Below are 24371 nucleotides of genomic sequence, written 5' to 3'. Positions count from 1 at the left end.
AAGGCTGGCCCATGCGTATACGCCGGGTCCGTAGCCCTCGCCTGTTCCCACCGGGTCGCACCGGCAGACGCAGGCTGAGGGCTACGGCTCTTTCCGTACTCATCTCCTTCTTCCTCATGCTCACCACCGAATCGGCGGTCGCCGCGGGCGTCACGCTCGAACCGGTGCGCATGCCCCAGATGTCCCTCTCGGGCCTCTGGAAGTGGCTCCACGAGAACCCGCTCGACACCCCCGACCAGCAGGGCGGCACGGCCCGTGGCAAGAGCCACCACGCCTCCGCCGACGCCACGAGCCTCGAAGGCGAGGCCGGGCGCAAGCCGGGCAAGGGCAAGGGTGAACTCGACCCGTTCGAGCGGGAGACCGACCGTCCCGGCACGTCGAAGACCGGCGTCGCCCGGGGCGACGCCAAGAGCTTCGACGCCCGCACCAGCAAGCGGGACGCGAACAGGTCGACGGCGACCTCGGACTTCTACGTCAACGCCGACGGCTCCACCACCGTGCGCCACTTCGCCGGCCGCACCAACTTCAAGGGCGCCGACGGCTCGTGGAAGCCGATCGACACCCGGCTGACCGAGGACACCGACGGCCGGCTCCAGCAGCGCGCGAACTCGCTCGACGTGGAGTTCGCGCCGGACGCCGCCGACGAGCAGCTCGCCTCCGTCGACTTCGGCGCGGGCCGCTCGCTGGCGTACGCGCTGAAGGACGCCGCGAAGTCCGAGCCCACCGTCGCGGCCAACGGCACCGTCACCTACCCGGGCGTCCTGCCCGAGACCGACGTGCAGCTCGTGCCGCTGGCGGAGGGCTTCAAGGAGAACATCGTCCTGCGCTCGCCGCAGGCGGCTAACTCCTGGACGTTCCCGCTCGCGGTGAAGGGCCTCACGCCCCGGATAGCCGCCGACGGCGACGTGGAGTTCACCGACGCGAACGGCAAGGTCGTCGCGACCATCCCGCACGCGTTCATGGAGGACTCCAAGATCGACCCGCGCTCGGGCGACCCCGCCCAGTCGCGGGCCGTGACCTACGACCTGGTCACCGTCGACGGTGAGCAGGCGCTGCGGATGACCGCGGACCGCGCGTGGCTCGACGACCCGGCCCGCGTCTACCCGGTGACCGTCGACCCGACGGTGACCGCGTCGAACTCCACGTACACGCAGAACACCATCGGCGGTGACCACTCCACCGAGACGCAGATCAAGGTCGGCTCGTACGACTCGGGCACCAACAAGACGAACTCGTTCCTGCAGTTCTCGTCGCTCGGCACGACGCTCGCGGGGAAGCGGGTCACCGCCGCCACCCTGAACGTCTACGCCCTCTGGTCCTCGACCTGCGCCGCCCAGTCGTTCTCGGTGCACCCCGTCACCCAGGCCTGGACCCCGTCCGGGGTCACCAGCTACCCCGGGCCCGCCTTCGGCGCGGCCATGGGCTCGGCGACGCCCGCGCCCGGAGCCTCCTGCTCCAACACCGCGAACTCGGCGAGCGTCGGCGTGAAGATGCCGGTGGCCCTGAACACGACCTGGTTCAACCAGGTCGCCGGCGGTGCCGCGAACCACGGTCTGGCGCTGACCGCGCCGACCAACGACATGCTGCACTGGAAGAAGTTCCACTCCGACAACTCGGCGACCGCCGGCTTCCGCCCGGCCCTCGACCTGACGTACACGGCCAACACCGCGCCGCAGGTCAACGCCTCGTACCCGCCGGAGAACTTCCAGGCCAATTCCCTCCAGCCGGAGCTGCTCGTCTACGCGAGCGACGCCGACAAGGGCCCGAGCCCGCTGTCGTACACCTTCGAGGTCTACGACGGCGAGACCAACGCCTTCGTGGTCGGCTCCGCCGCCCAGACCAAGAGCAACTGGAAGATCCCGGCCGGCAAGCTCAAGTGGTCGAAGAACTACGACTGGCTCGTCGGCGTCAGCGACGGCACGACGGAGATCGTCCACTCCAGCCGCTTCACGACCACGGTGCCGCAGCCGCCGGTCACCTCGGGCCTCGCGCAGAACACCGACGGCCACGAGTTCGACCCGTCGGACGGCAACTACACGACCGAGGACACCGACGCCGACGTCCCCGTCATCGGCCCGTCCCTGGAGATCGACCGCTCGTACAACAGCCTCGACCCGCGGATCGACGGCGCCTTCGGCGCGGGCTGGTCGACGATCGCCGACATGAAGGCCACCGAGGTCAAGGACGGCGCGGGCACGGTCACCAGCGTGGTGATCACCTACCCCGGCGGTGAGCAGGTCGCCTTCGGCCGCAACACCGACGGCACGTTCGTGCCCCCGCTCGGCCGTTACGCCCGGCTGGCACCCGCCGTCTCCCCGGCGGTCGGCTTCACGCTGACGGACAAGGACTTCACGGAGTACGCCCTCACCCAGGCGACCGCGAAGGCCGGAACGTACGCGATCAAGGCGATCAAGGACTTCGCCGGTCGCACCGAGACGTTCACGTACGACACGAACAAGCGCCTGACGAAGATCACCAACGACACGTCGAAGCGGTCGCTCGGCCTCACCTGGTTCACCCCGGCCGGCGCCACCGTGCCGCACGTGGAGACGGTGTTCACCGACCCGGCGACGGCGGGCGACGCCACCACGGCCCAGACCTGGCAGTACGGCTACACCGGTGACCAGCTCACCAAGGTGTGCCCGCCCGCCGACTGGACCAAGTGCACGACGTACACCTACGCCACCGGCAACCACTACCGCACCACCGTCCTGGACGCCGACCCGTTCGCCTACTGGCGCCTCGGCGAGACCTCCGGCACGCTCGCGGCCGACACCATCGACGCCAACCAGGGCCAGTACAACGCCACGTACAAGAACGTGACCCTGGGCAGCTCCCCGGTGCTCGCCGGCTCCACCCAGAAGACGGCCACGTTCAACGGCACCACCTCGTACGTCGAGATGCCGAGCGCCCCCGGCGCGACGCCCTCGTACACCTCGGTCTCGCTCTGGTTCAAGACCACGCAGGCCGGCGGTGTCCTCTTCTACTACGGTGACAAGCCGCTGAGCGACCCCAACCCGGTCGCCAACACCACCAAGAACACCCCCGCGGTCTACGTCGGCATGGACGGCAAGCTGCGCGGCTGCCTCGCCATGTCGCCCGGCTGCATGTCGACGATCACGTCCACCTCCACCGTCACCGACGGCCAGTGGCACAACGCGGTCCTCACCGGCATGGCCACCAGCCAGACCCTGTACCTGGACGGCGTCTCCCAGGGCTCCCTCGCGGGCGCCATCAACGACTGGGTGCAGCCCTACATCACCCTGGGCGCGGGCGTGAACACCGACGGCTGGCCGTCGATGAACCCGAACGACCAGCTCGGGCACTTCGCGGGCCAGATGGCCGAGGTGGCCGTCTTCTCCGAGCCGCTCACCGCGTCCGTGATCGCCACGCAGTACCAGGCCGCGAAGCGGGCCGCCGGACTGCTGCAGAAGATCACCACGCCGGGCGGCAAGACCCAGGCCTCCGTCGTCTACGGCACCACCGACGACCTGGTCCAGCAGGCCACCGACGGCAACGGCGGTACGTGGAAGCTCAACCCGGCCACGATCACCGGCTCCTCTCAGGTCTACCGCTCCGCGGTGATGGGCACCGCCCCGGCCGGCTACTGGCGCCTGGACGACACCCAGGCCGCGGCCCAGGCCGCCAACCAGGTCAACACCGGCTTCGGCACGTACAACAACGTCACCCAGGGCGCCGAAGGCCCCTTCGGCGCGGACGACGTGTCGGCGGCGACCTTCGACGGCACCAGCTCCTTCCTGGAGATCCCGTACGGTCCGCTGCACGCCAAGCCCGACCGCTCGGTCGAGCTGTGGTTCAAGACGGCCGAACCCGGCGTGATCATGAGCGACCAGAGCGTCGCCCCGAACAGCGCGGGCGCTCCCACCGGCAGCTGGAGCAACCTGCTCTACGTCGGCGCGGACAACAAGCTGCACGGCCACTGGTGGAGCTCCACCTGCAACGGCGCGGCGACCCTCGGCTCCACGGGCACGGTCACGGACGACAAGTGGCACCACGCCGTCCTGTCGGCCAGCGGCACCACGCAGACGCTGTACCTCGACGGCGCCAAGCAGGGCACCTGCACCGGCGCCCCGAGCGACCAGACGACGTCGCGTACGTTCGTCGGCGCCGGATTCGGCAGCAACTGGTTCAGCTCGCCGGGTGCCGTCAGCTACTTCACCGGCTCCATCGCGGAGGTCGCGGTCCACGCCAAGGGCCTCACCGACGCCGACGTCGCCACCCACTGGTCCGCCTACAAGGCGTCCTCCGGTGTCGCCCCGGTGCGGACGGTCAAGCTGACCGACCCGACGAACAAGACGCTGACCTACGTGTACGACGCCGAGATGGGCAACCGCCAGCTCGCGTCGATCGACACCGAGGGCAAGCGGACCACCTACGGCTACGACACCGGCGGCTTCCTCCACACCATCACGGACGCCAACGGCAACCGCTCGATCACCGGCCACGACGTGCGCGGCAACGCGGTCTCCCAGACCACCTGCCAGAACACGGCCGCCGGCAAGTGCTCGACGGAGTACTACACGTACTTCCCGGACGCCACGACCGCGTTCCCGACCATGGACCTGCGCAACGACCTCGTGCTCACCGAGCGCGACGGGCGTTCCTCGGGCCCGACGGACGACACGTACAAGACGTCCTACACCTACGACACGGCCGGCAACCTGACCGCGGTCACCACCCCGCCGGTCCCCGGATTCCCGGCGGGCCGCACGGCGACGACCACGTACACCACCGCCACCACCCCGGCGATGGAGGGCGACCCGGTGAAGGCCCCGGCGGGGCTCGTCGCCCAGGTGACCACCCCGGGCGGCAAGAAGACGTCGTACACGTACTACGCCAACGGTGACCTCGCGCAGATCACCGACGCCAACGGCGCCAAGGTGCGGTACACGTACGACAACCTCGGCCGGCAGATCACCAAGACCGAGATCTCCGACGCCAACCCTGCGGGACTGACGTCCTCGCAGACGTACGACAAGTACGACCAGGTCGTCACCGACACCGACCCGAAGGTCACCAACCGGGTCACCGGCGCGGTGCACCAGGCGAAGACGACGACGGCCTACGACGCGGACGGCAACATCCTGTCCCAGTCGGTCGTCGACCTCACCGGCGGTGACACGGCGCGCACGACGTCGATGACGTACGACGCGTACAACCGGATGGTGACCAGGACCGACCCGGGCGGCGACACCACGTCGTTCGAGTACGACGTCTACGGCAACAAGGTGAAGGAGACCGATCCCGCGGGCACGGTCAACACCTACACCTTCGACGCCGAACAGAGGCCGCTCACCACGAGCCTGCTGAACTACACAGGCGACCCCTACAACCCGTCGCCGCCCACGACCCTGGTCCAGGAGTCCCGGGCCTACGACCCTGCGGGCCGCCTGGCGTCGATCACCGACGCCATGGGCTGGGTGACGGCGTACACCTACACCGACGACGGCCTGTCGGCCACCGTGGTCCGCAAGGACCCGCAGACCGGCAAGTCCTTCACGGAGCAGGCGAACACCTACGACGCCGCCGGCAACCTGATCGAGCAGGTCACCAACGACGGGCAGACCCGCACCACCTTCACCGTCGACGCGGCCGACCGCACGGTGTCCGAGATCCTCGACCCCAACGGGCTCGCCAGGACCTCGCACACCGCCTACGACCCCGACGACAACGTGGTGACCGAGACGGACCGCGACCCGGCGACGGGTGACGTGTCCACCACGGACACGCGGTACGACTCCCTGGGCAACATCACCGGCACCACCGTCCACGACGGCACCACGGCCCCGGTGGCCCGCTACAAGCTGGACGAGACCACGGGCTTCGGCCTCGCGGACTCCTCCGGCGCCAACAACACCGGCAGCCACGGCACCGGCATGCACTGGAACACCGACCGGAGCGGCAGCGCCGCCTTCGACGGCGACGCCAACTCGTGGGCGCAGAGCACGGGACCGGTCGTGAACACGAGCGGCAGCTTCACGGTCTCCGCCTGGGTCAAGCTGACCTCCACGGCGGCCAACCGCACCTTCGTCGCGCAGGACGGCAAGGAGGCCTCCGGCTTCCAGCTCTACTACTCGACGGCGTCCGGCTGGACCTTCAACCGGCACGCGACCGACACCTTCGACCCCGCGATCGTGCGCGTGTCGTCGGGCACGGCCGCGGTCGCGGTCAACACGTGGACGCACCTGACCGGTGTGTACGACCAGGCGACGGCGAAGCTGCGCCTGTTCGTGAACGGCACGGAGGTCGGCACCGCCGCGACCTTCTCCACCCCCTGGGAGGCCACCGGGCCGCTCCAGCTGGGCCGCCGCTGGTACAAGGGCACCTACGCGGAGAACCACCTCGGCGGCTTGGACGACGTCCAGGTCTACGCGGAGGCGCTGACCCCGGCGCAGGTCACCGCCCTGAAGGGCGGCACTCTGCCGGCCGCCGGCAGCACGGTCCGCACGACCACGTGGAAGCTGGACCAGCGCGGTCTGCCGGTGTCCCAGACGGACACCGCGGGCAACGTCACGGACTACGGCTACGACGAGCTCGGGCAGCAGACGTCGGTCACCGAACCCGCGGTGATGGCGGAGCAGAACGGGGGGACGCCGGTCTCCGTCCGCCCCGTCACCATGACCGGGTACAACACCTTCGGTGAGCCGACGGAGTCGTCGGACCCGAGGGGCAACGTATCGACCACGGCGTACGACGCCGAGGGCCAGGAGTCCTCGACGACCTCGCCGCAGTACCTGGCACCGGGGGCCTCGACCCCGATCACGGCCACGTCCTACAACGAGTACAACAAGCTCGGACAGGTCACGGCCGAGGTCGACCCGCTGGGCAACCGCACCACGTACTCGTACACGCAGCTGGGCGACCTGGCCTCGGTCACCGAGCCGGGCGGCGGTACGACGAAGTACACGTACTCCACCAACGGCGACCAGCTGTCGGCCACCCGGCCGAACGGCGCCCGCCAGGAGAGCACGTACGACTACCTGGGCCGCGAGCTGACCAGCACGGACATCGTGCGTCAGCCGACCCAGCGGGCGTACACGGCGATCAACGAGTACAACGCGCCGGGCGGTGAGCTCTCGCGCGTCGTCTCGCCGACCGGCGTCTCCGAGTCGTACAAGTACAACGCGGTGGGCGAGGTCACCGAGGTCACGGACAGTGCGGGCAAGGTCTCGCGCTTCACGTACGACATGGACGGGCAGCCGCTCACGGTCGTCGAGCCCGACGGCACCGGTACTCGCAACACGTACGACGGCTTCGGTCAGCTGGTGAAGACGGACGACCTGGACGAGACCGGTGCCGTGCTGCGCACGGCGAGCACTGGTTACGACCGGGCCGGCAACCTGGTCTCGGCGACCGATCACCGCGGTCATACGAAGACCTTCTCGTACGACGTCTCGGGGCTGATCACCAAGGTCGTCGAGCCGGTCTCCGCGACCGAGTCGATCACCACGACCTACGGGTACGACGTGGCGGGCAACCGGACCCGCTTCACCGACGGGCGGGGCAACCCGTTCCTGACGACGTACAACACCTGGGGTCTGCCCGAGTCGCAGATCGAGCCGTCGACGCCGACGCACCCGAACCTCGCGGACCGGACCTTCACGGCGGTCTACGACGGCGCGGGCCGGATCAAGGAGTCCCTCTCCCCCGGCGGGGTGAAGATCTCCTTCGAGTACGACGTGAAGAGCCGGCTGGTCCGCCAGTCGGGTACGGGTGCGGAGGCCGTCACGGCCGACCACACGTACGACTACGACGCGGACGACCGGATCACGGCGGTCGCGGGACTCGGTACGGAGAAGAACACCTTCACCTACGACGACCGGGGCCTGCTGCTCTCGGCGAACGGCCCGTCCGGCGCCTCGTCCTTCGGGTACGACGGTGACGGCGGGATGACATCCCGCACGGACGCGTCGGGAACGTCGACGTTCGGCTATGACACCGCCGGCCGACTGAAGACGGTCAACGACGGTGCCACCGGTTCGACGGCGACGTACGGCTATGACGTCAACAGCAACGTGACGACGATCGACTACGGCACGGGCAAGGCGAAGCGCAGCTTCGGCTACGACAAGCTCGAACGCCCGACCAGCGACACGCTGACCTCGCCGACCGGCAAGACGCTCGCGTCCTTCACCTACGGGTGGGACGCGAACGACAACATGACGTCGAAGACGACAACAGGGCTCGCCGGTTCGTCAGCCAACACGTACACGTACGACTGGGCCGACCGCGTCACGTCCTGGAACAACGGGACGACGAACGAGGTCTACGGCTACGACGCGTCCGGCAACCGGACCCGGGTGGCCGGCGACACCTACACCTACGACGCCCGGAACCGGCTGACCTCAGACGGCCACAGCGCCTACACGTACACCGCGCGTGGCACGCTGGCGTCGGTGACGGACGAGGCGAGCCGGGTCACGGCCATGAAGGTGGACGCCTTCAACCGGGTGATTCAGGAGGGCGACCGCACCTACGCCTACGACGGTCTCGACCGGGTCCTGAACGCCAAGGACGACACGGGCACATCGGTCTACTCCTTCCAGTACAGCGGCGCCGGCAACGACGTGGCCTCGGACGGCGTGACGTCCTACAGCCGTGACGCCGGTGGTGACCTCGTCGGCGTGAAGACCGGATCCACCGCCGTGCTGGCCCTGAAGGACCTGCACACCGACGTGGTGGCGCAGTTCACCACGACGGGCGAGGCGCTGGTCGGCTCCACGACCTACTCGCCGTTCGGCAAGGTCGTGCAGTCCTCGATGATGCTCGGTGCGCTGGGCTACCAGTCCGGCTGGACCGACCCGTCGACGGCCAAGGTCAACATGGCCGCGCGCTGGTACTCGCCGGAGACCGGCCAGTTCAACAGCCGTGACACGGCCACCCTCAGCGGGATCCCGACCTCGATCACGGCGAACCGGTACGCGTACGCGGACGGCAACCCCATGACGGGTATGGACCCGACCGGTCACTGGCCGGGCTGGGCCGACAAGATCGTCAAGAAGGTCAAGAAGAAGGTCAAGAAGACCGTCAAGTCGGTCTACAAGAAGGCCAAGAGGGTCGTCAAGAAGGTCGCCAAGGTCGTCAAGAAGGCTGCCAAGAAGGTCAAGAGAGCGGTCAAGAAGGCGGTCAAGAGGGCCAAGAGGGCGGTGCGGAAAGCCGTCCGGTACGTCTCCGACAGCGTCAAAAAGGTGAAAAGATACGTCAAACGCGTCTACAAACGCGTGAAACGTGTCGCCCACAAGGTCGTCAAACACGTCAAGAAGGCTGTACGCAAGGTCGCCAAGGCCGTCAAACACGTGGCCAAGAAGGTGGTCAAGGCAGCCAAGAAGGTCGGCCGGGCCGTCAAGAAGGCGGCGAAGGCCACAGCCAACTTCGTCAAGCAGCACGCCTCCACCATCGCCTCCGTTGCCGTCGGCATCGCCGTCTTCGCGGGCTGCACCGCGATCACGGCCGGTGTGGGCGCCATCGGCTGTGCCGCCCTCGCGGGCGCCGCGGCCAACGGCGTCGGCTACATGATGAGCGACGGTCCGAAGTCGGTCGGCGGCTTCCTCGGCGCGGTCGCCATCGGCGCCGTGACGGGTGCGGCCGGTGGCGTCGGCGGCCGTCTCGCCGCGGGCGCCGCAGGCAGGCTGCTCTCCGGTACGGCCGGCAAGGCCGGCGTGAACGTCGCGGAGAACGCCGGCGAGGAAGCCCTTACGGGCGCGGTCGAGTACGGCACCTCCTGTGTGAACAGCGAGGAGGGCTGCTCGGTCGCCGGAGCTGCGAAGGCGGCGTCGGTCGGTGCCGTCATGGGCGGCGCGTTCGGCGCGAAGGGCAAGGGCAACGGCCCGAAGTCCAAATCGTCTCCGGAGCCGGACGGTGGTTCCGGCGCGGGCTGTCCGAGGCCGCGCGGGGGTACCCCGCACAGCTTCACGGGCAAGACGCCGGTGCTGCTGGCGGATGGCAGGACCAAGGAGATCTCCAAGGTCAAGGTCGGGGACAAGGTCCAGACGGCCGAGCCCGGCAAGAAGACGAAGGAGATCCACGAGGTCAAGGAGGTGATCGTCACCAAGACCGACCGCAACTACGTCGATGTCGTCGTAGCCACGAAGGCCGGTCCCAAGACGATCGAGACCACCAAGCACCACCAGTTCTACGAGGCCACCCGGAACTCCTGGACCCAGGCGGGCGACCTCCGGGTCGGCCAGAAGGTCCAGAACGGCGACGGTGGGCTGACGGCGATCGTCGAGGTCAAGTCGTACACGGCGCAGCGCGTCACGTACGACCTCAGCGTTGAGGGTCTGCACACGTACTTCGTGCTCGCGGGGTCCGCCGCTGTCCTGGTCCACAACGACGACGTCCCGGAGTTCTGCCAGCTTCCGCTCTTCGTGCTGCGAGACGGTGAGGTCGCTTCGCCGAGGCAGATGGCCGCCAGTCGTGGCGGGGCGACGGCGAAGAAGAACGTCCCTAGCTCGATCCGAGACGCGATGGTCGCCAAGGCTCAGGCAGAGGGTGACGGGGTTCTGCAGTGCTGGCGTTGCGGAATGACGACCACCAACCCGGCCAACGTCCAGATCGGACATGTCAACGTGGCCAGGAGCAAGGGTGGCAACCTGGAACCGGAGAACCTATGCATCGAGGGCGCCGCGTGCAATAGCAGTGCCCAGAACAGAGGTGCTCCTTCCAAGGGTAAGTCGTGTGTTGAGAGAGGAGGCTGTGGTGCCGGGTACAAACGGTTCGACTAGCGGCAACAGCTTCGCCGGGATTCGTCTCACAGTAGGTTCCCAAAGCGGGGCGACCGCCGATGAAGTGGTGGCTGTCACCCCGTTGAGTGATGGTCTCTACCTGGTCCGTCTGTCGCCTGGATTCGTCAGGGGAATCGCGGCTGGTGACGTGATCGCTTACGACGAGCACACCAAGAGCGCCAAGGTGGTCGAACGAGGCGGCAACGTCGTGGTCCAGGTCTTCTACAAGGGAATTCCTGCCGACGTCGTCGAATCCCTCAAGAAGAAGGCCGCACGGATCGGTGGACGGGTCGACGGCGAACTCGAGTCGCTCGTAGTCCTGACCTTTCCGGTCCGGGTTGGTTTCCCGACGATCGAGTCGCTCCTGGACGAGCTTCCCGAGGAGGGGGTGGAATGGGAATACGGAAACGTGTTTGACGAGCAGGGAAATCCTCTTGCCTGGTGGAAAGAGACCACCTGACTTGTGACACGTCGGACGTGACGGTAAGTCAGGGCCGCTCCTCGCGGCCCTGACGCCGATCTTCCAGGGACGTGGCCGCAGCGTCGGCCACGTCCGCCCTGGGGCCTGCGGCGCAGGACTCCAAGAACACGCGGACGCGGTCACCGGGCCATCTCGCGGCCGCGGTCGCGGCCCAGAAGCGGAGTCCGTCGTAGGGATCCAGTGGGTCGAGGAAGTCCAGGACGCGGTCAGAGGTCCGGAGGTCCAAGACGGCCTGCAACGCGGCGGTGGCGCGAAGGGCTCCGTCGACCAGCGACGGATCTCCGTGCTCCAGACACCATTCCAGGGGGGCTGTGAAACCCTCTTCCGGGCTTCGCAACCGCACGATGGAGTCGCCCAGTGCCAGGAGCAGCGCATCGGCCTCGGTCGGCTGCTGGGCCAGATCCGCCAGGAACGCAGTGGCGGGGTGGTATTCGCACGCCCCGAGCGCCATGATCATTTCGTACTGGGTCTCCCAGGTGCGGCGGTCGCCGAGTTCGCGCTGGAGCGCTTGCAGCAGGGCAGGCCCCGCTGCTCCGTTCGCCAGTTTGCTCAGTCGCTTCGCTGCCGAGCGGCGTTTCGCCGACGCTCTGTCGCTCAGCTGACTGATCGCTTCTTCCAAGGTCAGCGCCATCGTCCATCCTCCTGAGGGCCCTCGCTGGTGTGTCGAACGCTAAATGATGGTGCAGGCGCGAGGGAGCGCCCCGCCCCGACGAGTCGAGACAGGGCCCTGGTGCAGGCGGTCAGTACAAGAGCGCGCCCCGCTTCAGTGGAGCGCGCTTCTTTTTGATCATCGAGACCGGAGAGGAAGACCGGTCACGAGGGGACCCTACTGACCCACCACCTCGGGCTGAAGCTCTCCTCCTCTTCGAGACGGTGCCCGTGGAGCGGTAGAGGCCGGGCTTCACGCCCGCGCCCACCTCGAAGTCGCCGTCGCCGTCGATCGTGACGGCCTTCCTCCCGGGGGTTTCGGGCGCCTTCGAGTCCTTCGACTCCGGGGCCCTCCTGTCGCCGCCCTGCTGGGCGGGCTGCTCCTGCTTGGCGCCGGTGGCGGGCGACTCGCCGTCGCCACCCCCGCCCGACCGCCGCACCGATCACGACGACCGTGACGACCGCGCCGGCGGCGGTAAGGACCTTGTGGCGGGCGAACCAGTTGCGCTGCTGCTGAGACATGGCTGTGGCACCTTCCGGGGCGCTGTGAGGGATCCCACCTCTCCGCCCATCCCTCAGCCCGCCCCTCCCCCCACCCCTCCGTCCACTCCTCCCCCCGCGGCCAGGGCCGATGTCGCCGCCGCCGTGGACGAGGTCAAGCGGCTGCTGGAGGAGGGCTCGTTGACGCAGGCCGTGGACGTCCTCGGGGGGATCCTGCCCGCCGCCTCGGCCGAGCACGGTGAGGGATCGCCGGTCGTCCGCATCCTGCGCAAGCAGTACGCGTCGACGCTGATGGACGACGGTCAGTACCGGCGCGCCCTGCCGGAGTTGCGCCGCCTCGCGGCGGACCGGGAGGCGGAGGCCGGTCCGGCGGACCCGGGGGCCCTGCAGTTCCGGTACGACGTGGCCCTGTGCCCGGAGCAGCTCGGGGAGCCCGGCGCCGCGCTCGCCGGGTTCCGCGGTCCTGCCGTACTGCGAGCGGGATCTCGCCCGCGCCTTCGACATCCGGCAGCGGATCGGGCTGCTCCTGGCGGCGACAGCTGAGCACACGGCGGGCCAGGGCCAGCTCCAGCAGTTGCTGTTCGACGCGGAGCGCGCGTACGGCCCGTATCACCCGCTTCCGGTGGACTTGCGGCGCGCGCTGGAGCACCAACGGCGGCTGTGGCGAGGTTCCTGACGGGGCGGCAGAGTCACGACTCGGCAACTGATCAGCCAGCGGATCTTCTTGATCCTTTTTGCCTGTTTTGGTGCATGTAGCGTTCGCGTCTGATCATGTCCGCGCTCACAAGGAACACCTCATGACGACGCCTTCCGCGCCCCCCGCCCCCGAGCAGCCCGCCGCACCCGAGCAGCAGCCTGCCGCCCCCGCGAAGAAGGGCAGCCGCATCCTCAAGAAGGTCGGTGGAGTCGTCGTCGCGATCGCCGTCGCCCTGGCCGTCAAGTTCGGCCTCCCGCACCTCACCGGCGAGGCCCCCGTGCACGCCGAGGCCGGCGAGTGCGTCACCGTGACGGGCCCCGACAACGACCCCAAGGTCGACACCACGGACTGCTCCTCCGGCAAGGCCGACCTGTACAAGGTCGTCAAGGTCATCGACGACACCTTCGACGTGAACAAGTGCGGCCCGGAGGTCACGGCTCTCGCGCAGCAGCTGGACTCGGACAAGTTCGTCCTCTGCCTCGAAGCGGTCCCCGCGAAGTAGTCGCGCCACGACTTCGAGAAGGGCCGGAACCCCTGGGGGCTCCGGCCCTTCTTCGTGCGTGCGTGCGTGCGTGCGCCTGCCCCTGGCCGCGGTGCGCTCACCCCTCCCGCGGCGCTCCCGCCGGCCCCGGGGCGTCGCCGGTCTCGGCCACGGACGGCGTGGACGGGGCGGCCGGGCGCGGTGTGGGCGGTGTCGTCGGCACGCCGATGCCCGGGGGGCGGGCGGGTTGCACCGGAGCGGGGGCGACCTGACCGCCCGGCGCCACGGCGAGCAGGTACGCGGCCGCCACGGCGACAGCGGCGCCGAAACCGGCGACGGCGATCCCGCGCACCCGGCGCACCCCCCAGCCGCGTCCCCGCGGGGGCTCGTCGCGCCGCAGGTCGCGGTACGTGACGAGGGCGGCGCGGGCGGCGAACGCGGCGCGCAGCCGGTCCTCGACGGGGGAGCGGTGGTCCTCGTCCTGCGGTGTCAGCGGTCTCATCGGCCCGCCTCCAGCTTCTTCTCCAGGGCGTCGAGGGCGCGGCTCGCGGTGGACTTCACCGTGCCGCGCGACAGCCCGAGCGTCTGCGCGATCTGCGCCTCGGTCAGCTCCGACCAGTAGCGCAGCACGAGCACCTCGCGCTGGCGCCGGGTCAGCTGCGCGAGCGCGTCGAGGACGTGCCGGTGCTCCTCGGCGAGCAGCAGCCCCTCGTCGACGGGGGCCCCGGCACCCGGGTGGGGCGGGGTGTACGCGCGCGCGGTCCGGCGCCTGCGCAGTACGGAGCGGGCGGCGTTGACCACGGCGGTGTGCAGGTACGCGCCCGGGTCCTGGAGCCCGTGGAGGGAGGTGCCGTACGTCCGGCACACGGCGGCGAACGCGTCCTGGACGACGTCCTCCGCGGTGGGGAGGTCGTCGACGAGGAACAGCGCGAGCCGCACCATGTCGAGCCGGCGCGCCCGGTACAGCTCGGTGAGCGTGGGCGGCGGCCCGTGGTCGGGGAACGCGCCGAGAGCCCGCCTGTGACGCTCCCGCGCCGGCGCGTTCCCGGTCCGGGAGGACAGCCGGGCGAGCAGCCGGGACCACCAGGTCGGCGGTGCGGTGGCGGGTATGGCGTACGACAACTGCGAGGTCCTCACTCGTCGCGGGAGGGGCAGCCGGGCCGGCCATGGAAGTCCGGCCCGGCCGCCCGCTCCGTGCTGCTTGTGCTACTTCCCGACGCCGGTTCCGGGCGCGATCACCCGGGGCGCGTCCTCGGCGGGCGCGGGCGCGGGGGTGGCGGGGGCCGGGGCCGCGGGGGCGGTGGTGGGCTTCACGGCGGGCGCGGGCGCGGGAGCCGGCGCGGCGGGTGCGGCGGTGGGCCTACCCGCTTCGACCACCTTCGGAGCGGGGGCCGGGGCCGGGGCGGCGGTGGGAGCGGCGGCCGGGGCGGCGGCGGGGGCCGGGGCCGCGGGGGCCGGGGCCGCGTCCGCCGCCGTGTCGCCCTTCGTCATGGCGGGCGCGGGCCGGGCTCCGGAGTCGGCGAAGGCCTGCGCGGCGAGGCCGCCGCCGAGGAGCAGGGCGGCACCGGCGACGGCGCCCAGGATCCGGGGGCGGGGGCGGAAGTTCCGCTTGGCGTGGCTGGACATGGGGTTCTCCCGAGAAGTGGGACGGACACGGTCTGAAGGGCGCCTTCAACCCACCAGACGTGCGTCACCGCCCGAGGTTGCGACCCGGACCGGGAAAGTTTCGAGGAAGCCGCCCGCCGGAACCGGATCACGGCGCCGGCCCTGGCTGACAGCGCCCTGATCCGGCTGACCTCGGCCCCCGGATCCGGGCGGCTTACCCGGCTGACCTCGGCCCTCCCCGGATTCCGGCGGCTTACCCGGCTGACGCCGACCCGCCCCCGGATTTCAGCCGCCTCCCCGCCTGAACGGCTACCCGCCCCGCATCCCGACGGTTCGAACACCACCCGACTGCGGCCTGAAGGAACCCGCCCGGCCCTTCGCGCACGCCGCCGCGGCCAGCGCTCCCGCGGCTCCCACGCGTGGATTCGTTACGGCATCTGACCGGCGCCCAGGCGTGTCCGGACGCCGGCGGCGGCCGGACGGACGCATGTTCCTCGTATGACGAAGTCGAGCAGGCCCCTCCGGTTCACCGCCTGCGCCGCCGCGTGCGCCGCCGGCGCGCTCGCCGCCCTCCCCGCCGGGGCGGCCGCACCCCACGCCGCCGCCATGGTCGACGTGGGCAACCCCGTCGCCGGGAACCACGGCTTCGGTGTCGTCACCGAGAAGGACACCCTGCTCGGCGGTACGGAGTCCGAGGGCCCCGTCGCCGTCGGCGGCGACCTGTCCTACGGACCCGGGTTCACCGTCGCGCGCCGGACCGCGGGGACGTTCACCGTCCCCGGCGACGCCCGCCCCACCGCCCTGCTTGTCGGCGGCCGGATCGCGTACGGTGCCAGCAGCTCGGTCGGGGTCCTGAAGGTCCTCTCCGACGGTTACGTGAAGATCGGCGACCTCACTGGCAGCGACACCGTCACGAAGGGCGCCGGTAGGGTCCCCGTCGACACCCGGGTCACCGCCGCCGCCGCCGGCCACGACGCGACGCCCCGCATCGAACTGACCACCCGGCAGCCCGCCGCCTCCGTCGGCCCCGCTCCCGGTCTCCTGGACCTCGCCGCCCTCTTCGGCACCTACCGCGACCGCGCCGACGCGCTCGCCGCCTGCGCGCCCACCGTCGCGCTCGCCGACCCCGGCCGCGTCACCCTCGACGACCACCGGACGAACATCCTGCGCCTCACCGGTGAGCAGCTGAACCGGCTCTCCGAACTCACCCTCCCCGACCGCCCCACCGCCACCCGACCGCTGGTCATCGACGTCGATACGACCGGAACCGGGTCGGTCCTCACCTGGGATGTCCCCGAACTCGCCGGCGTCAGCGGTCCCGACGCCCCGTACGTCCTGTGGAACTTCGCGGACGCCACGCACCTCACGATCGCCGAGGGCGGCACGGTCGAGGGAACCGTCTACGCCCCCCGTGCCCACCTCACCGACCGCGACCCGGACGCCATCGAGGGCGCCGTCGTCGTCCGCTCCCTCACGGCGGGCCCGCTCGACGACCTCGACACCCGCGCGGCGACCGGCCGGGGCGGCGCCCAGCGCACCTCACGGGCCCCCGCGCACGCGGGCGAGATCCACCACGCCCCGTTCTCGGCGCACCTGGCCTGCGCCGGCGGCCCGGCCCCGACACCCACCCCGGCCCCGACGTCCACTGCAACCCCCACGCGCCCCGGGACCCCGGCACCGTCGTCGTCCCCGCACCCGGCCGCCTCCCCGCCCCTGACCCCCGGCCTCGCGGAGAGCGGCACGAGCGCCCGGACGTACGCGGCGGCCACCCTCGCCGTACTGAGCACGGTGGCCGGTCTGCTGCTGGTCCGACGGTTCAGGCGCTGAGCCCGCCTGGCCGCGATCCCGTCGCGGTAGGTTCCCGGCATGCCCTCACCCCGGATACTCGTCGGCGACGACGGCGCCGAGACCGCGCTCGACGCGGACGGCCTCAGGCTGGAGGACCGGCGGTCCCGTACCGAGGTCCCGTTCGCGGCGATCGAGGAGGCCCGGACCGGCGGGGGCCAGGAGGTCGAGATCGTGCTCACCGACGGCGTTGTACACCGGCTCGCCGACGGCAACATGACCGCGACGGCCGCGTCCGTGGCCGCCCGGCCCGCCGCGCTGCCCGCCGCCCCACTCACCGTGCCGCCCGCCGCCCCACCCACCGCGCCGCCCGAGCACCGGGACCCCGCCGAAAGCGCCAGGGTCACGGTCACTGCCCTGGAGCGGCCGCAGCCCGCACGGTCCGCCCGGCTCGTTCTCGAACCGCTCGCGGTCCGGCACGCCGAGGAGATGGCCGAGGTGCTGGGTGATCCGGCGCTGCACTCCTTCATCGGCGGCGCCCCTCTCGGTCCCGCCGAACTGCGTGCCCGTTACGTGCGGTTGGTCGCCGGCTCGCCCGACCCGTCGGTCGTCTGGCTCAACTGGGTGCTGCGGCTCCGCCCGGAGGACCGGCTCGTCGGCACCGTGCAGGCGACGGTCACCGACGGCGGCCGGACCGCCGAGGTGGCCTGGGTGATCGGTACGCCCTGGCAGGGCCGGGGGTTCGCCCGGGAGGCGGCCGAGGGGCTCGTCGGCCTGCTCCTGGGGCGGGGCGTGCGGACCGTCGTCGCCCATGTCCACCCGGACCACACGGCCTCCGCCGCCGGCGCGGCCGGCCTCACCCCGACGGACCTCGTGGAGGACGGCGAGACCCGCTGGGAGAGGCGGGCCCCGGCCGGCTGATCCGGCTCGCTGACCGGACCACCCCCGCGAGCAGCAGCGCCGCCAGCGCCCCCGCCGTGAGCCCCGCCCCCAGCCCCGGGGGGCGGAAGGCGCAGGTGACCGACGACCCGCCCGCCACCGGGACGGCGAGGAGGCCCCCGTACGACGCCGTGGGGCCGCCGTCGCAGGTCCAGCCCGCGATCCGGGGGGCCGCCACGACGACCGTGCCCGTCGTGCCGGGCGGGAGGTCGGCCCGTATCCCGTCGGAGGTGACCCGGACCGAGGTCGCCGCATTAGCGCGGAGGGCCGTGACCGCCGCCCGGAGCCGTCCGTGGTCCAGGCAGCCGAGTGCGCCGCCGGGGCCCGGCAGGACCGGCTTCAGGCCGGGTACGCGCTGGACGCCCAGGGACGACAGGGCCGCACGCCGTTTCGGCTGCCCCCCGGCCAGGCGGGTCTCGCGGTCGCCCAGGCGGGCCGGGCCCGTCGCGTCGGGGGCCCACAGGAAGACCTCGGTGCCGACCGGGCACGCGCCCGCGTGCGGAGCCCCGTACACCCGCGCGCCCAGCAGGAGTTCCTGGTTCCGGAAGGGCGAGGGGCCGTAGACGGGGGCCGGGCCCGCCGGCCGTACCGTCACGAGGGGCAGGTACGTCTCCGTGCGCACGACCGCGCCGTCCCGCCACCGCGCCCCCACCCCGAACAGCGCGTCCGTCACCGGGTTGTCCAGGCTCAGCAGGTTCCGGCCCCGGGAGGTCCAGCCGCCGCCGAGCGCGGTCAGCGTCTCCGTCAGGACCGCGGGGGTGTGACTGCTGTAGTACGCCGCGCCCTGCCCGCCGAGCAGCAGCGGATCGTTGCCCGCGACCCGGGGCAGCCCGGCGTCCGTGCGGTACGCGGGCCAGCCGTCGGCCGCCGCGAGGGCCGCCGCCCGGCGCGCGTGCTCCGGGCCCCACGGCGGGTAGTCGTCGAGGCGGGCCGTCCGCTCCCGGTCGGCGTACGCCGTCGTGGCCGCCGACTGCCCGAGCAGGGTCCCGATCACCAGGAACGCGGCGAGCATCCCGCGACGCCCCCGCGCGGGGAGCAGCAGCGCACCCGCCACCGCCGCGAGACCCCCGCAGGCGAGCAGCAGCGCCCAGCCGGTGAGGAAGGGGCTGGGCAGCGCCCCCGCCGTGAGTGCCAGGACGACCGCCGTGCCGCCGAGCAGGGACCGGCGGTCGGGCAGTCCGTGGGTGAGGCCCGCCCAGGCGGCGAGGACGAGGACCCCGGAGAGGACGAAGGTCTGCCGGTACGGGCTGCCGTTGGGCGTGGCGAACGCGTGCCACAGCAGATGCGTCGGACCCCACTGCATCGAGGCCAGGACCGCCACGGGCAGCCCCGCCCAGAGCGTGCGCTCCCGACCCGGCACGTCCCGGCGGAACAGCAGCGCCCCCGCGAGCAGCAGCACCGCCGTGCAGACGAAGGCCGCGGGGGTGGCGAAGCTGTACGTCACCGGGAGCAGCCGGGCCAGGACGTCCGTCGCGGGCGCCGGGTCGAACTCCCGGACGAGGCCCGGGTGGGCGTGGCGCGAGCCGAGGAGGACGGGGACGAGGACGGGCGCCGCGAGACCGACCCCCAGGCCCGTCGTCAGCGCCGCCCGGCCCACGGTCCGCCACCGGAACGACTCCGTCGTCGCCAGGCGGACCAGGAGCACCAGGGCCGCGCCCAGGGTCGCCATGTACGCCGTGTAGAAGTTCGCCGCCCAGCACACCGCGACCACCAGCGGGCCGGCGAGCGGCCGCCGGCCCTCCCGTACCCACTCGCCGACCAGGCAGAGCAGGGGGAAGGCGATCAGGCCGTCCAGCCACATCGGGTTGTACGTGCCCTCCGCGAGCGACCAGCCGCACAGCGCGTACGACGCCCCCAGGACCGCCGCCCACCACCAGGAGCCGGCGCCGAGGGGACGCGCCGCCGACGGTGCCGGGCCCGTACGGCCCCCGAGCCGCCGCAGCAGGAGCGTCATGGCCGCCGCGGCGACCGCCGTCTTCAGGACGGTGACCGCGTACACCGCGTACTCGATGTCCCCGCGCGGGAACAGCGCGACCAGCGGGGCGAACGGGCTCGACACATAGGTGCCGTAGTCGGGGAGGAAGCTCGTGCCCCAGCCCGCCCGCCAGTCCAGGAGCAGCCCGCCGTCGGCGCGGCCGCGCAGCAGGTCCCACAGGTGCGCGTGGAACGGCACGAACTGGTTCGCGAGGTCGTTGACGGCCCGGTGGCGCGGCCCGAAGGGGAAGACCCGGGCGACGGCGTCCCCGCCGCAGACGGCGATCACCGTGAGGAGGGCGGAGAGGAGGGCGGAGCGAAGGGGTGAGCGCGTGGTGTTCGGCATGACGGCTCGAATATGCCAGTGACAGGGCGGGAGGAACCGGACACGGCGACCCCGTTCATTCAATGGTCGCCTCAAGGCCATCCACGCGGACCGGCCGGGTCACCGTGCTCCGTTGTCGTGGTCCGCGTGCTGCTCTCGATCGTCGTCCCGTGCTTCAACGAAGAGGACGTCCTCGCCCGTTTCCATGACCACGTGACCGACGAACTCGCCCGGCTGGACGGCGAGTTCGAGATCGTCTACGTGGACGACGGAAGCCGGGACGGGACCCTGCCCCTCCTCCAGGAGCTCGCCGCGCGCGACCCCCGTCACGTCCGCTACGTCTCCTTCAGCCGCAACTTCGGCAAGGAGGCGGCGATGCTGGCCGGGCTCCGCGACGCCGCGGGAGACGCCGTCGTGATCATGGACGCGGACCTCCAGCACCCGCCCGAGCTCGTGCACCGCATGGTCGCGCTGCACGCCGAGGGATACGACCAGGTCGTCGCGCGCCGCACCCGCGAGGGCGACCGCGTCACCCGCACCCTCACCGCCCGCCTCTACTACTGGGCGATCAACCGGCTCGTCGACGTCGAGCTGGTCGACGGCGTGGGGGACTTCCGGCTCCTGTCCCGCCGTACCGTCGACGCCGTCCTCGGCCTCGGCGAGTACAACCGGTTCTCCAAGGGCCTCTTCTCCTGGGTCGGCTTCCGCACCACGACGTTCTCCTACGAGAACGCCGTACGCGAGCAGGGCCGCTCCAAGTGGACCTTCGGCAAGCTCCTCAACTACGGCCTCGACGGCCTCCTCTCCTTCAACAACAAGCCGCTGCGGGCCGCCGTCCACCTCGGGTTCGTCCTCGTCCTCGTCGCCCTCGGCTACGCGGCCTGGATCGTCGTCGACGCCCTCGCCAACGGCGTCGACACCCCGGGTTACGTCACCCTCCTCGTCGCCGTCACCGCCCTCGCCGGCGTGCAGATGGTGATGGTCGGGCTGATCGGCGAGTACGTGGGCCGCATCTACTACGAGGTGAAGCGGCGTCCCCACTACCTGGTGCAGGAGACGCACGAAGGGGCCCGAGAGGGGACACGCGCGGGCCTGGAGGGGGCCGAGACGGGCGTGATGCGGGCCGACACCCGGCGTACGGGTGAGTCGTTGTGGGAAACAGTCGCACCGAAGTAGTGGCTCCGGCCCCGGCGACTCCCTACCATCGATCACCGCAAGGTCGTTCCACTGACGCACGACCAGCCCGGGAGGCTCCTTTGCACCGCCGCACTGCGCTCACCGTCTCCGCCGCGCTCCTCGCCGCGGCCCCACTGCTCACCGCCTGTGGCAGTGACTCCCACCCGGGAGCGGCGGCCGTCGTCGGCGGTGAACGGATCGACGTCTCCAGCCTCCAGACCGAGGTGAAGGACGTGCGCGCCGCGCAGGAACGTTCCCCGCAGGCCGCCCAGCTCGTCCAGGCCACCGGGGACCTGCCCCGCCGCAAGCTCAACGTCATGATCTTCGACCGGGTCGTCGACAAGGTCGCAGCGGACAACGGCGTCACCGTCACCCGCGCCGAACTCCAGCAGACCAGGACCGCCTTCGTCCGCGAGAGCGGCGGCGAGGACCAGCTCGCCACCGTCCTCCTCCAGGAACAGGGCGTGGCCCCCGGCCAGATCGACGACGTCGTCCGCCGCAACGTCCTCATGAACAAGATCGCGGCCAGACTCGGCGTCACGGACACCCCCGAGGGCCAGAAGAAGCTGACGGACGTCTTCTCCGCCGCCTCCAAGGCCCTCGCCATCGACGTCAACCCGCGGTACGGCGCCTGGGACGACGCCCAGGTCCGGCTCGCCTCCACCACGGCCCCCTGGCTGCGGAAGATCACTCAGGACCCCGGCGCCGTCCCGGCCGGCGCCTGAGGGCGGGTAGGTTCGTGGGGTGACATCTGAGAGCCCCGGCCGCATCGTCCTGCTCACCGCCAGCCACCGTGTGGCGCCCGGACTTCTGTCCTGGCCCGCCTGGCAGGCGCTGCGCGGCGCGGACCGGGTGCTCTGCCCCGACGAGCACCACCCCCAGCTGCCGTACCTGCGGGAGGCCGGGGTCGCCGTCGAGCACCTGACGCCCACCGCGGAGGAACTCGTGGAGGCCTGCGCCGGCGGCCGCACGGTCCTGCTGCTCCCCTCCGGCGAGGGTGACCGGGCGCTGACCGACGGTCTCGCCCGGCTCGCCGGCTCGGGCCGCCTCACGATGCCCGACCTGGAGCTGCTGCCAGGCTCGTACGACCTCCCCGGCGCTCGGCTCCTGGACCTCGTGCAGATCATGGACCGCATCCGGCGCACCTGCCCCTGGACCTCGACGCAGACCCACCGGGGACTCGCCAAGTACGCCATCGAGGAGGCGTACGAGCTCGTCGAGGCGATCGAGGACGGTGACCGGGGCGAACTGCGCGAGGAGCTCGGGGACGTCCTCCTCCAGGTCGTCTTCCACGCCCGGATCGCCGAGGAGGACCCGGAGGAGCCCTTCTCCGTGGACGACGTCGCCGGGACCCTCGTCGAGAAACTGATCCTCCGGCACCCGCACGTCTTCGGCGACGAGACCGCCGAGACGCCGGAGGACGTCCGCGCGCACTGGCTGCGGACCAAGGCGATCGAGAAGCAGCGGGAGTCCGTGACCGACGGGGTGCCGCTCGGCCAGCCGGGACTCGCGCTCGCGACGAAGCTCGCGGGCCGGGTGCGGACGGCGGGGCTCGACGTGCCGCTGCCGAAGGGCGAGGGCATCGGGTACGAGCTGCTCGCCCTCGCCGCGCGGGCGGAGAGGGAGGGCGTGGACCCGGAGGCGGCCCTGCGCGCGGCGGCCCGGGCGTACCGGGACGCCATCCGTACGACGGAGGGCGTCAGGACCTGAGGCCCCCGCCTCGGTCTACGGCCTGGGCGCCCGGGACTGCGGGTCGTGCCAGGGCGGTGCCGGCGGGGCCAGGAGGCGTTCGGCCGCGGAGTTGGGGCGGACGGTGAAGCCGTCCACGGGCGGCAGGGCGTCGTGGTGGACGCGGGCCGGGTCGGTGCCGAGCTCCACGAGCGCCTCCGTGACCTCCGTGAGGAAGGCGGGCGGCCCGGCGAGGTAGACGTCGTGCGAGGCCCAGTGGACGCAGGCCTGCAGTGACTGGAGGAGCCGCTCGGTCGCCTGGTCCTTGGGGTGGCCGGGCGCCGAGGTGATGTAGGTGACGCTGAGACCGGGGAGCAGCCGTTTCAGGCGCTCGGCGTCCCGCCGTCCGTACAGGTACTCCTTCGCCCGCGCCACGACGAAGAGCCGGCCCGTCAGTTCCGGCTCGGCCTCCGCCGCCTCGGCGAGCAGCGCCCGCACCGGCGCCCAGCCCGTGCCCCCGCATATATAGGTACGCAGTCCGCCGGGCTCCGTGCGCGCGGTGAGGCCGCCGCCGGGGGCGCTGAGCCGCAGGGTCTCGCCCGGTCCTGTCCGGTCGACGAGCACCGTGCTCATGGCGCCGCCCGGGACCCGGCTCACGTGCAGCTCCACCGTGCCGTCCGGGCGGGGCGCGTCCGCGAGGGAGTAGGTGCGCCAGACCCGCGGGACGCGCAGCGAGCTGACGCTGACGTACTGGCCGGGGCGGTACGGCAGGGGCTGCCGGGGCCGCAGGGTGAGGACGGCCAGGTCCTCGCCGTACCGCTCGTGCCGGACGACGTCCGCGTCCCACCAGGCCGGCTCCTCGGCCGCCACCGCCTCTGCGGCACCCGCCAGCATCAGATCGGCGACCTGCTCGTACGCCTCTGCCCAGGCCTTCTCGGCCTCCGGGGTCCAGGCGGATCCGGCGGCGTGCGCGAACGCGGCGAGCAGGCTCGACCCGACGGCGGCGTAGAGCGCGGGGGAGGCGAGGAACTTGCGGTGGTCGCGGCCCAGGCGCCCCAGGTACTCGGGGAGCCCCGGCTCCCCGAGGTGGGACACCACGTGCGCGAGCGCGGCGAAGAGCCGGTCCCGCTGGGGCCGCATGTCCTCGGGGAACAGCTCGCGCATGCCGGGGTTGTGCCAGAAGAGATGCGAGTAGAAGAAGGTGACGGCGTGTTCGGCCCGTCTCTCGACGACCGCGAACGTGCTTCTGAGCATCTGGGGATCCACCGACACGAATCTAGGGCACGGCCCCCCTTCTTGATCACAGGATCTCCACACACCTCACCGCCGGGGCCGCCCTGTACCGT

General features: G+C 71.6%; 14 protein-coding genes and 1 pseudogene. 9 read left to right on the top strand and 6 right to left on the bottom strand.

Features of this window, described 5'->3' with window-relative positions; translation table 11 throughout:
- Positions 1-116: 116 nt before the first annotated feature.
- Both ACFWV2_RS21810 and ACFWV2_RS21805 read left to right on the top strand, forming a co-directional pair.
- The gene (locus tag ACFWV2_RS21810; RefSeq protein ID WP_384406729.1) at positions 117-10745 is read left to right on the top strand and encodes a LamG-like jellyroll fold domain-containing protein; all 10629 of its coding nucleotides are present in this window, start codon (positions 117-119) and stop codon (positions 10743-10745) included.
- Positions 10720-11205 carry a DUF4265 domain-containing protein gene (locus ACFWV2_RS21805; RefSeq protein WP_384406727.1) on the top strand — a complete coding sequence of 162 codons (486 nt, stop codon included), beginning with the start codon at positions 10720-10722 and terminating at the stop codon, positions 11203-11205. The genes ACFWV2_RS21810 and ACFWV2_RS21805 overlap by 26 nt, the downstream gene beginning before the upstream one ends.
- Positions 11206-11233: 28 nt before the next feature.
- Here ACFWV2_RS21805 and ACFWV2_RS21800 read toward each other — a convergent pair whose 3' ends face one another.
- Positions 11234-11857 carry a HEAT repeat domain-containing protein gene (locus tag ACFWV2_RS21800; protein WP_384406725.1) on the bottom strand — a complete coding sequence of 208 codons (624 nt, stop codon included), beginning with the start codon at positions 11855-11857 and terminating at the stop codon, positions 11234-11236.
- Between the two features lie 557 nt (positions 11858-12414).
- Here ACFWV2_RS21800 and ACFWV2_RS21795 point away from each other — a divergent pair.
- Together ACFWV2_RS21795 and ACFWV2_RS21790 are read left to right on the top strand one after the other, a co-directional pair.
- Positions 12415-13051, top strand: a pseudogene (locus ACFWV2_RS21795) (serine/threonine protein kinase); the annotation flags it as partial.
- Positions 13052-13172: 121 nt separating this feature from the next.
- Positions 13173-13574, top strand: a complete 402-nt coding sequence (locus ACFWV2_RS21790; RefSeq protein ID WP_360793412.1) for a hypothetical protein — start codon at positions 13173-13175, stop codon at positions 13572-13574.
- A gap of 97 nt (positions 13575-13671) precedes the next feature.
- Here ACFWV2_RS21790 and ACFWV2_RS21785 read toward each other — a convergent pair whose 3' ends face one another.
- The 3 genes from ACFWV2_RS21785 to ACFWV2_RS21775 all read right to left on the bottom strand — a co-directional run bounded on the left by ACFWV2_RS21785 (position 13672) and on the right by ACFWV2_RS21775 (position 15179).
- On the bottom strand, positions 13672-14055 hold the full coding sequence (locus ACFWV2_RS21785; protein ID WP_384406723.1) for a hypothetical protein: 384 nt from the start codon (positions 14053-14055) through the stop codon (positions 13672-13674).
- A complete protein-coding gene (locus ACFWV2_RS21780; RefSeq protein WP_384406721.1) occupies positions 14052-14675 on the bottom strand; it encodes an RNA polymerase sigma factor in 624 nt (207 codons plus the stop codon). The genes ACFWV2_RS21785 and ACFWV2_RS21780 overlap by 4 nt, the downstream gene beginning before the upstream one ends.
- A gap of 84 nt (positions 14676-14759) precedes the next feature.
- Complete coding sequence (locus tag ACFWV2_RS21775; protein WP_384406719.1) at positions 14760-15179, bottom strand: hypothetical protein; 420 nt, start codon at positions 15177-15179, stop codon at positions 14760-14762.
- 477 nt (positions 15180-15656) lie between these two features.
- Here ACFWV2_RS21775 and ACFWV2_RS21770 point away from each other — a divergent pair, with 477 nt between their 5' ends.
- Entirely contained in the window at positions 15657-16985 is a 1329-nt protein-coding gene (locus tag ACFWV2_RS21770; RefSeq protein WP_384406717.1) for a collagen-binding domain-containing protein, read from the top strand.
- Positions 16986-17219: 234 nt separating this feature from the next.
- A complete protein-coding gene (locus tag ACFWV2_RS21765) occupies positions 17220-17864 on the top strand; it encodes a GNAT family N-acetyltransferase (protein WP_384406845.1) in 645 nt (214 codons plus the stop codon).
- Here ACFWV2_RS21765 and ACFWV2_RS21760 read toward each other — a convergent pair.
- The gene (locus ACFWV2_RS21760; RefSeq protein ID WP_384406715.1) at positions 17800-20202 is read right to left on the bottom strand and encodes a YfhO family protein; all 2403 of its coding nucleotides are present in this window, start codon (positions 20200-20202) and stop codon (positions 17800-17802) included. The genes ACFWV2_RS21765 and ACFWV2_RS21760 overlap by 65 nt on opposite strands.
- Before the next feature lie 126 nt (positions 20203-20328).
- Here ACFWV2_RS21760 and ACFWV2_RS21755 point away from each other — a divergent pair, with 126 nt between their 5' ends.
- The 3 genes from ACFWV2_RS21755 (at position 20329) to ACFWV2_RS21745 (ending at position 23067) form a co-directional block, all read left to right on the top strand.
- Positions 20329-21357, top strand: a complete 1029-nt coding sequence (locus ACFWV2_RS21755; protein WP_384406713.1) for a glycosyltransferase family 2 protein — start codon at positions 20329-20331, stop codon at positions 21355-21357.
- Positions 21358-21437: 80 nt separating this feature from the next.
- On the top strand, positions 21438-22082 hold the full coding sequence (locus ACFWV2_RS21750; protein WP_384406711.1) for a SurA N-terminal domain-containing protein: 645 nt from the start codon (positions 21438-21440) through the stop codon (positions 22080-22082).
- 19 nt (positions 22083-22101) lie between these two features.
- On the top strand, positions 22102-23067 hold the full coding sequence (locus ACFWV2_RS21745) for a nucleoside triphosphate pyrophosphohydrolase (RefSeq protein ID WP_384406709.1): 966 nt from the start codon (positions 22102-22104) through the stop codon (positions 23065-23067).
- 15 nt (positions 23068-23082) lie between these two features.
- Here the strand turns inward: ACFWV2_RS21745 and ACFWV2_RS21740 are convergent, their stop codons facing one another.
- Positions 23083-24279, bottom strand: coding sequence for a globin domain-containing protein (locus ACFWV2_RS21740; RefSeq protein WP_384406707.1), 1197 nt, complete (start codon positions 24277-24279; stop codon positions 23083-23085).
- Between the last annotated feature and the right edge of the window lie 92 nt (positions 24280-24371).

The sequence above is a fragment of the Streptomyces sp. NPDC058671 genome, assembly GCF_042716475.1.
Taxonomy (GTDB): domain Bacteria; phylum Actinomycetota; class Actinomycetes; order Streptomycetales; family Streptomycetaceae; genus Streptomyces.
Note: the sequence above shows the minus strand (reverse complement) of the source record. Positions and strands in the feature narration are given on the sequence as shown.

Bases quoted from the DNA above. Each gene is read 5' to 3' on its own strand.
- ACFWV2_RS21810 (WP_384406729.1), top strand. From the start codon at position 117: ATGCTCACCACCGAATCGGCGGTCGCCGCGGGCGTCACGCTCGAACCG.
- ACFWV2_RS21770 (WP_384406717.1), top strand. From the start codon at position 15,657: ATGACGAAGTCGAGCAGGCCCCTCCGGTTCACCGCCTGCGCCGCCGCG.
- ACFWV2_RS21790 (WP_360793412.1), top strand. From the start codon at position 13,173: ATGACGACGCCTTCCGCGCCCCCCGCCCCCGAGCAGCCCGCCGCACCC.
- ACFWV2_RS21740 (WP_384406707.1), bottom strand. From the start codon at position 24,279: ATGCTCAGAAGCACGTTCGCGGTCGTCGAGAGACGGGCCGAACACGCC.
- ACFWV2_RS21765 (WP_384406845.1), top strand. From the start codon at position 17,220: ATGACCGCGACGGCCGCGTCCGTGGCCGCCCGGCCCGCCGCGCTGCCC.
- ACFWV2_RS21785 (WP_384406723.1), bottom strand. From the start codon at position 14,055: ATGAGACCGCTGACACCGCAGGACGAGGACCACCGCTCCCCCGTCGAG.
- ACFWV2_RS21775 (WP_384406719.1), bottom strand. From the start codon at position 15,179: ATGTCCAGCCACGCCAAGCGGAACTTCCGCCCCCGCCCCCGGATCCTG.
- ACFWV2_RS21800 (WP_384406725.1), bottom strand. From the start codon at position 11,857: ATGGCGCTGACCTTGGAAGAAGCGATCAGTCAGCTGAGCGACAGAGCG.
- ACFWV2_RS21760 (WP_384406715.1), bottom strand. From the start codon at position 20,202: ATGCCGAACACCACGCGCTCACCCCTTCGCTCCGCCCTCCTCTCCGCC.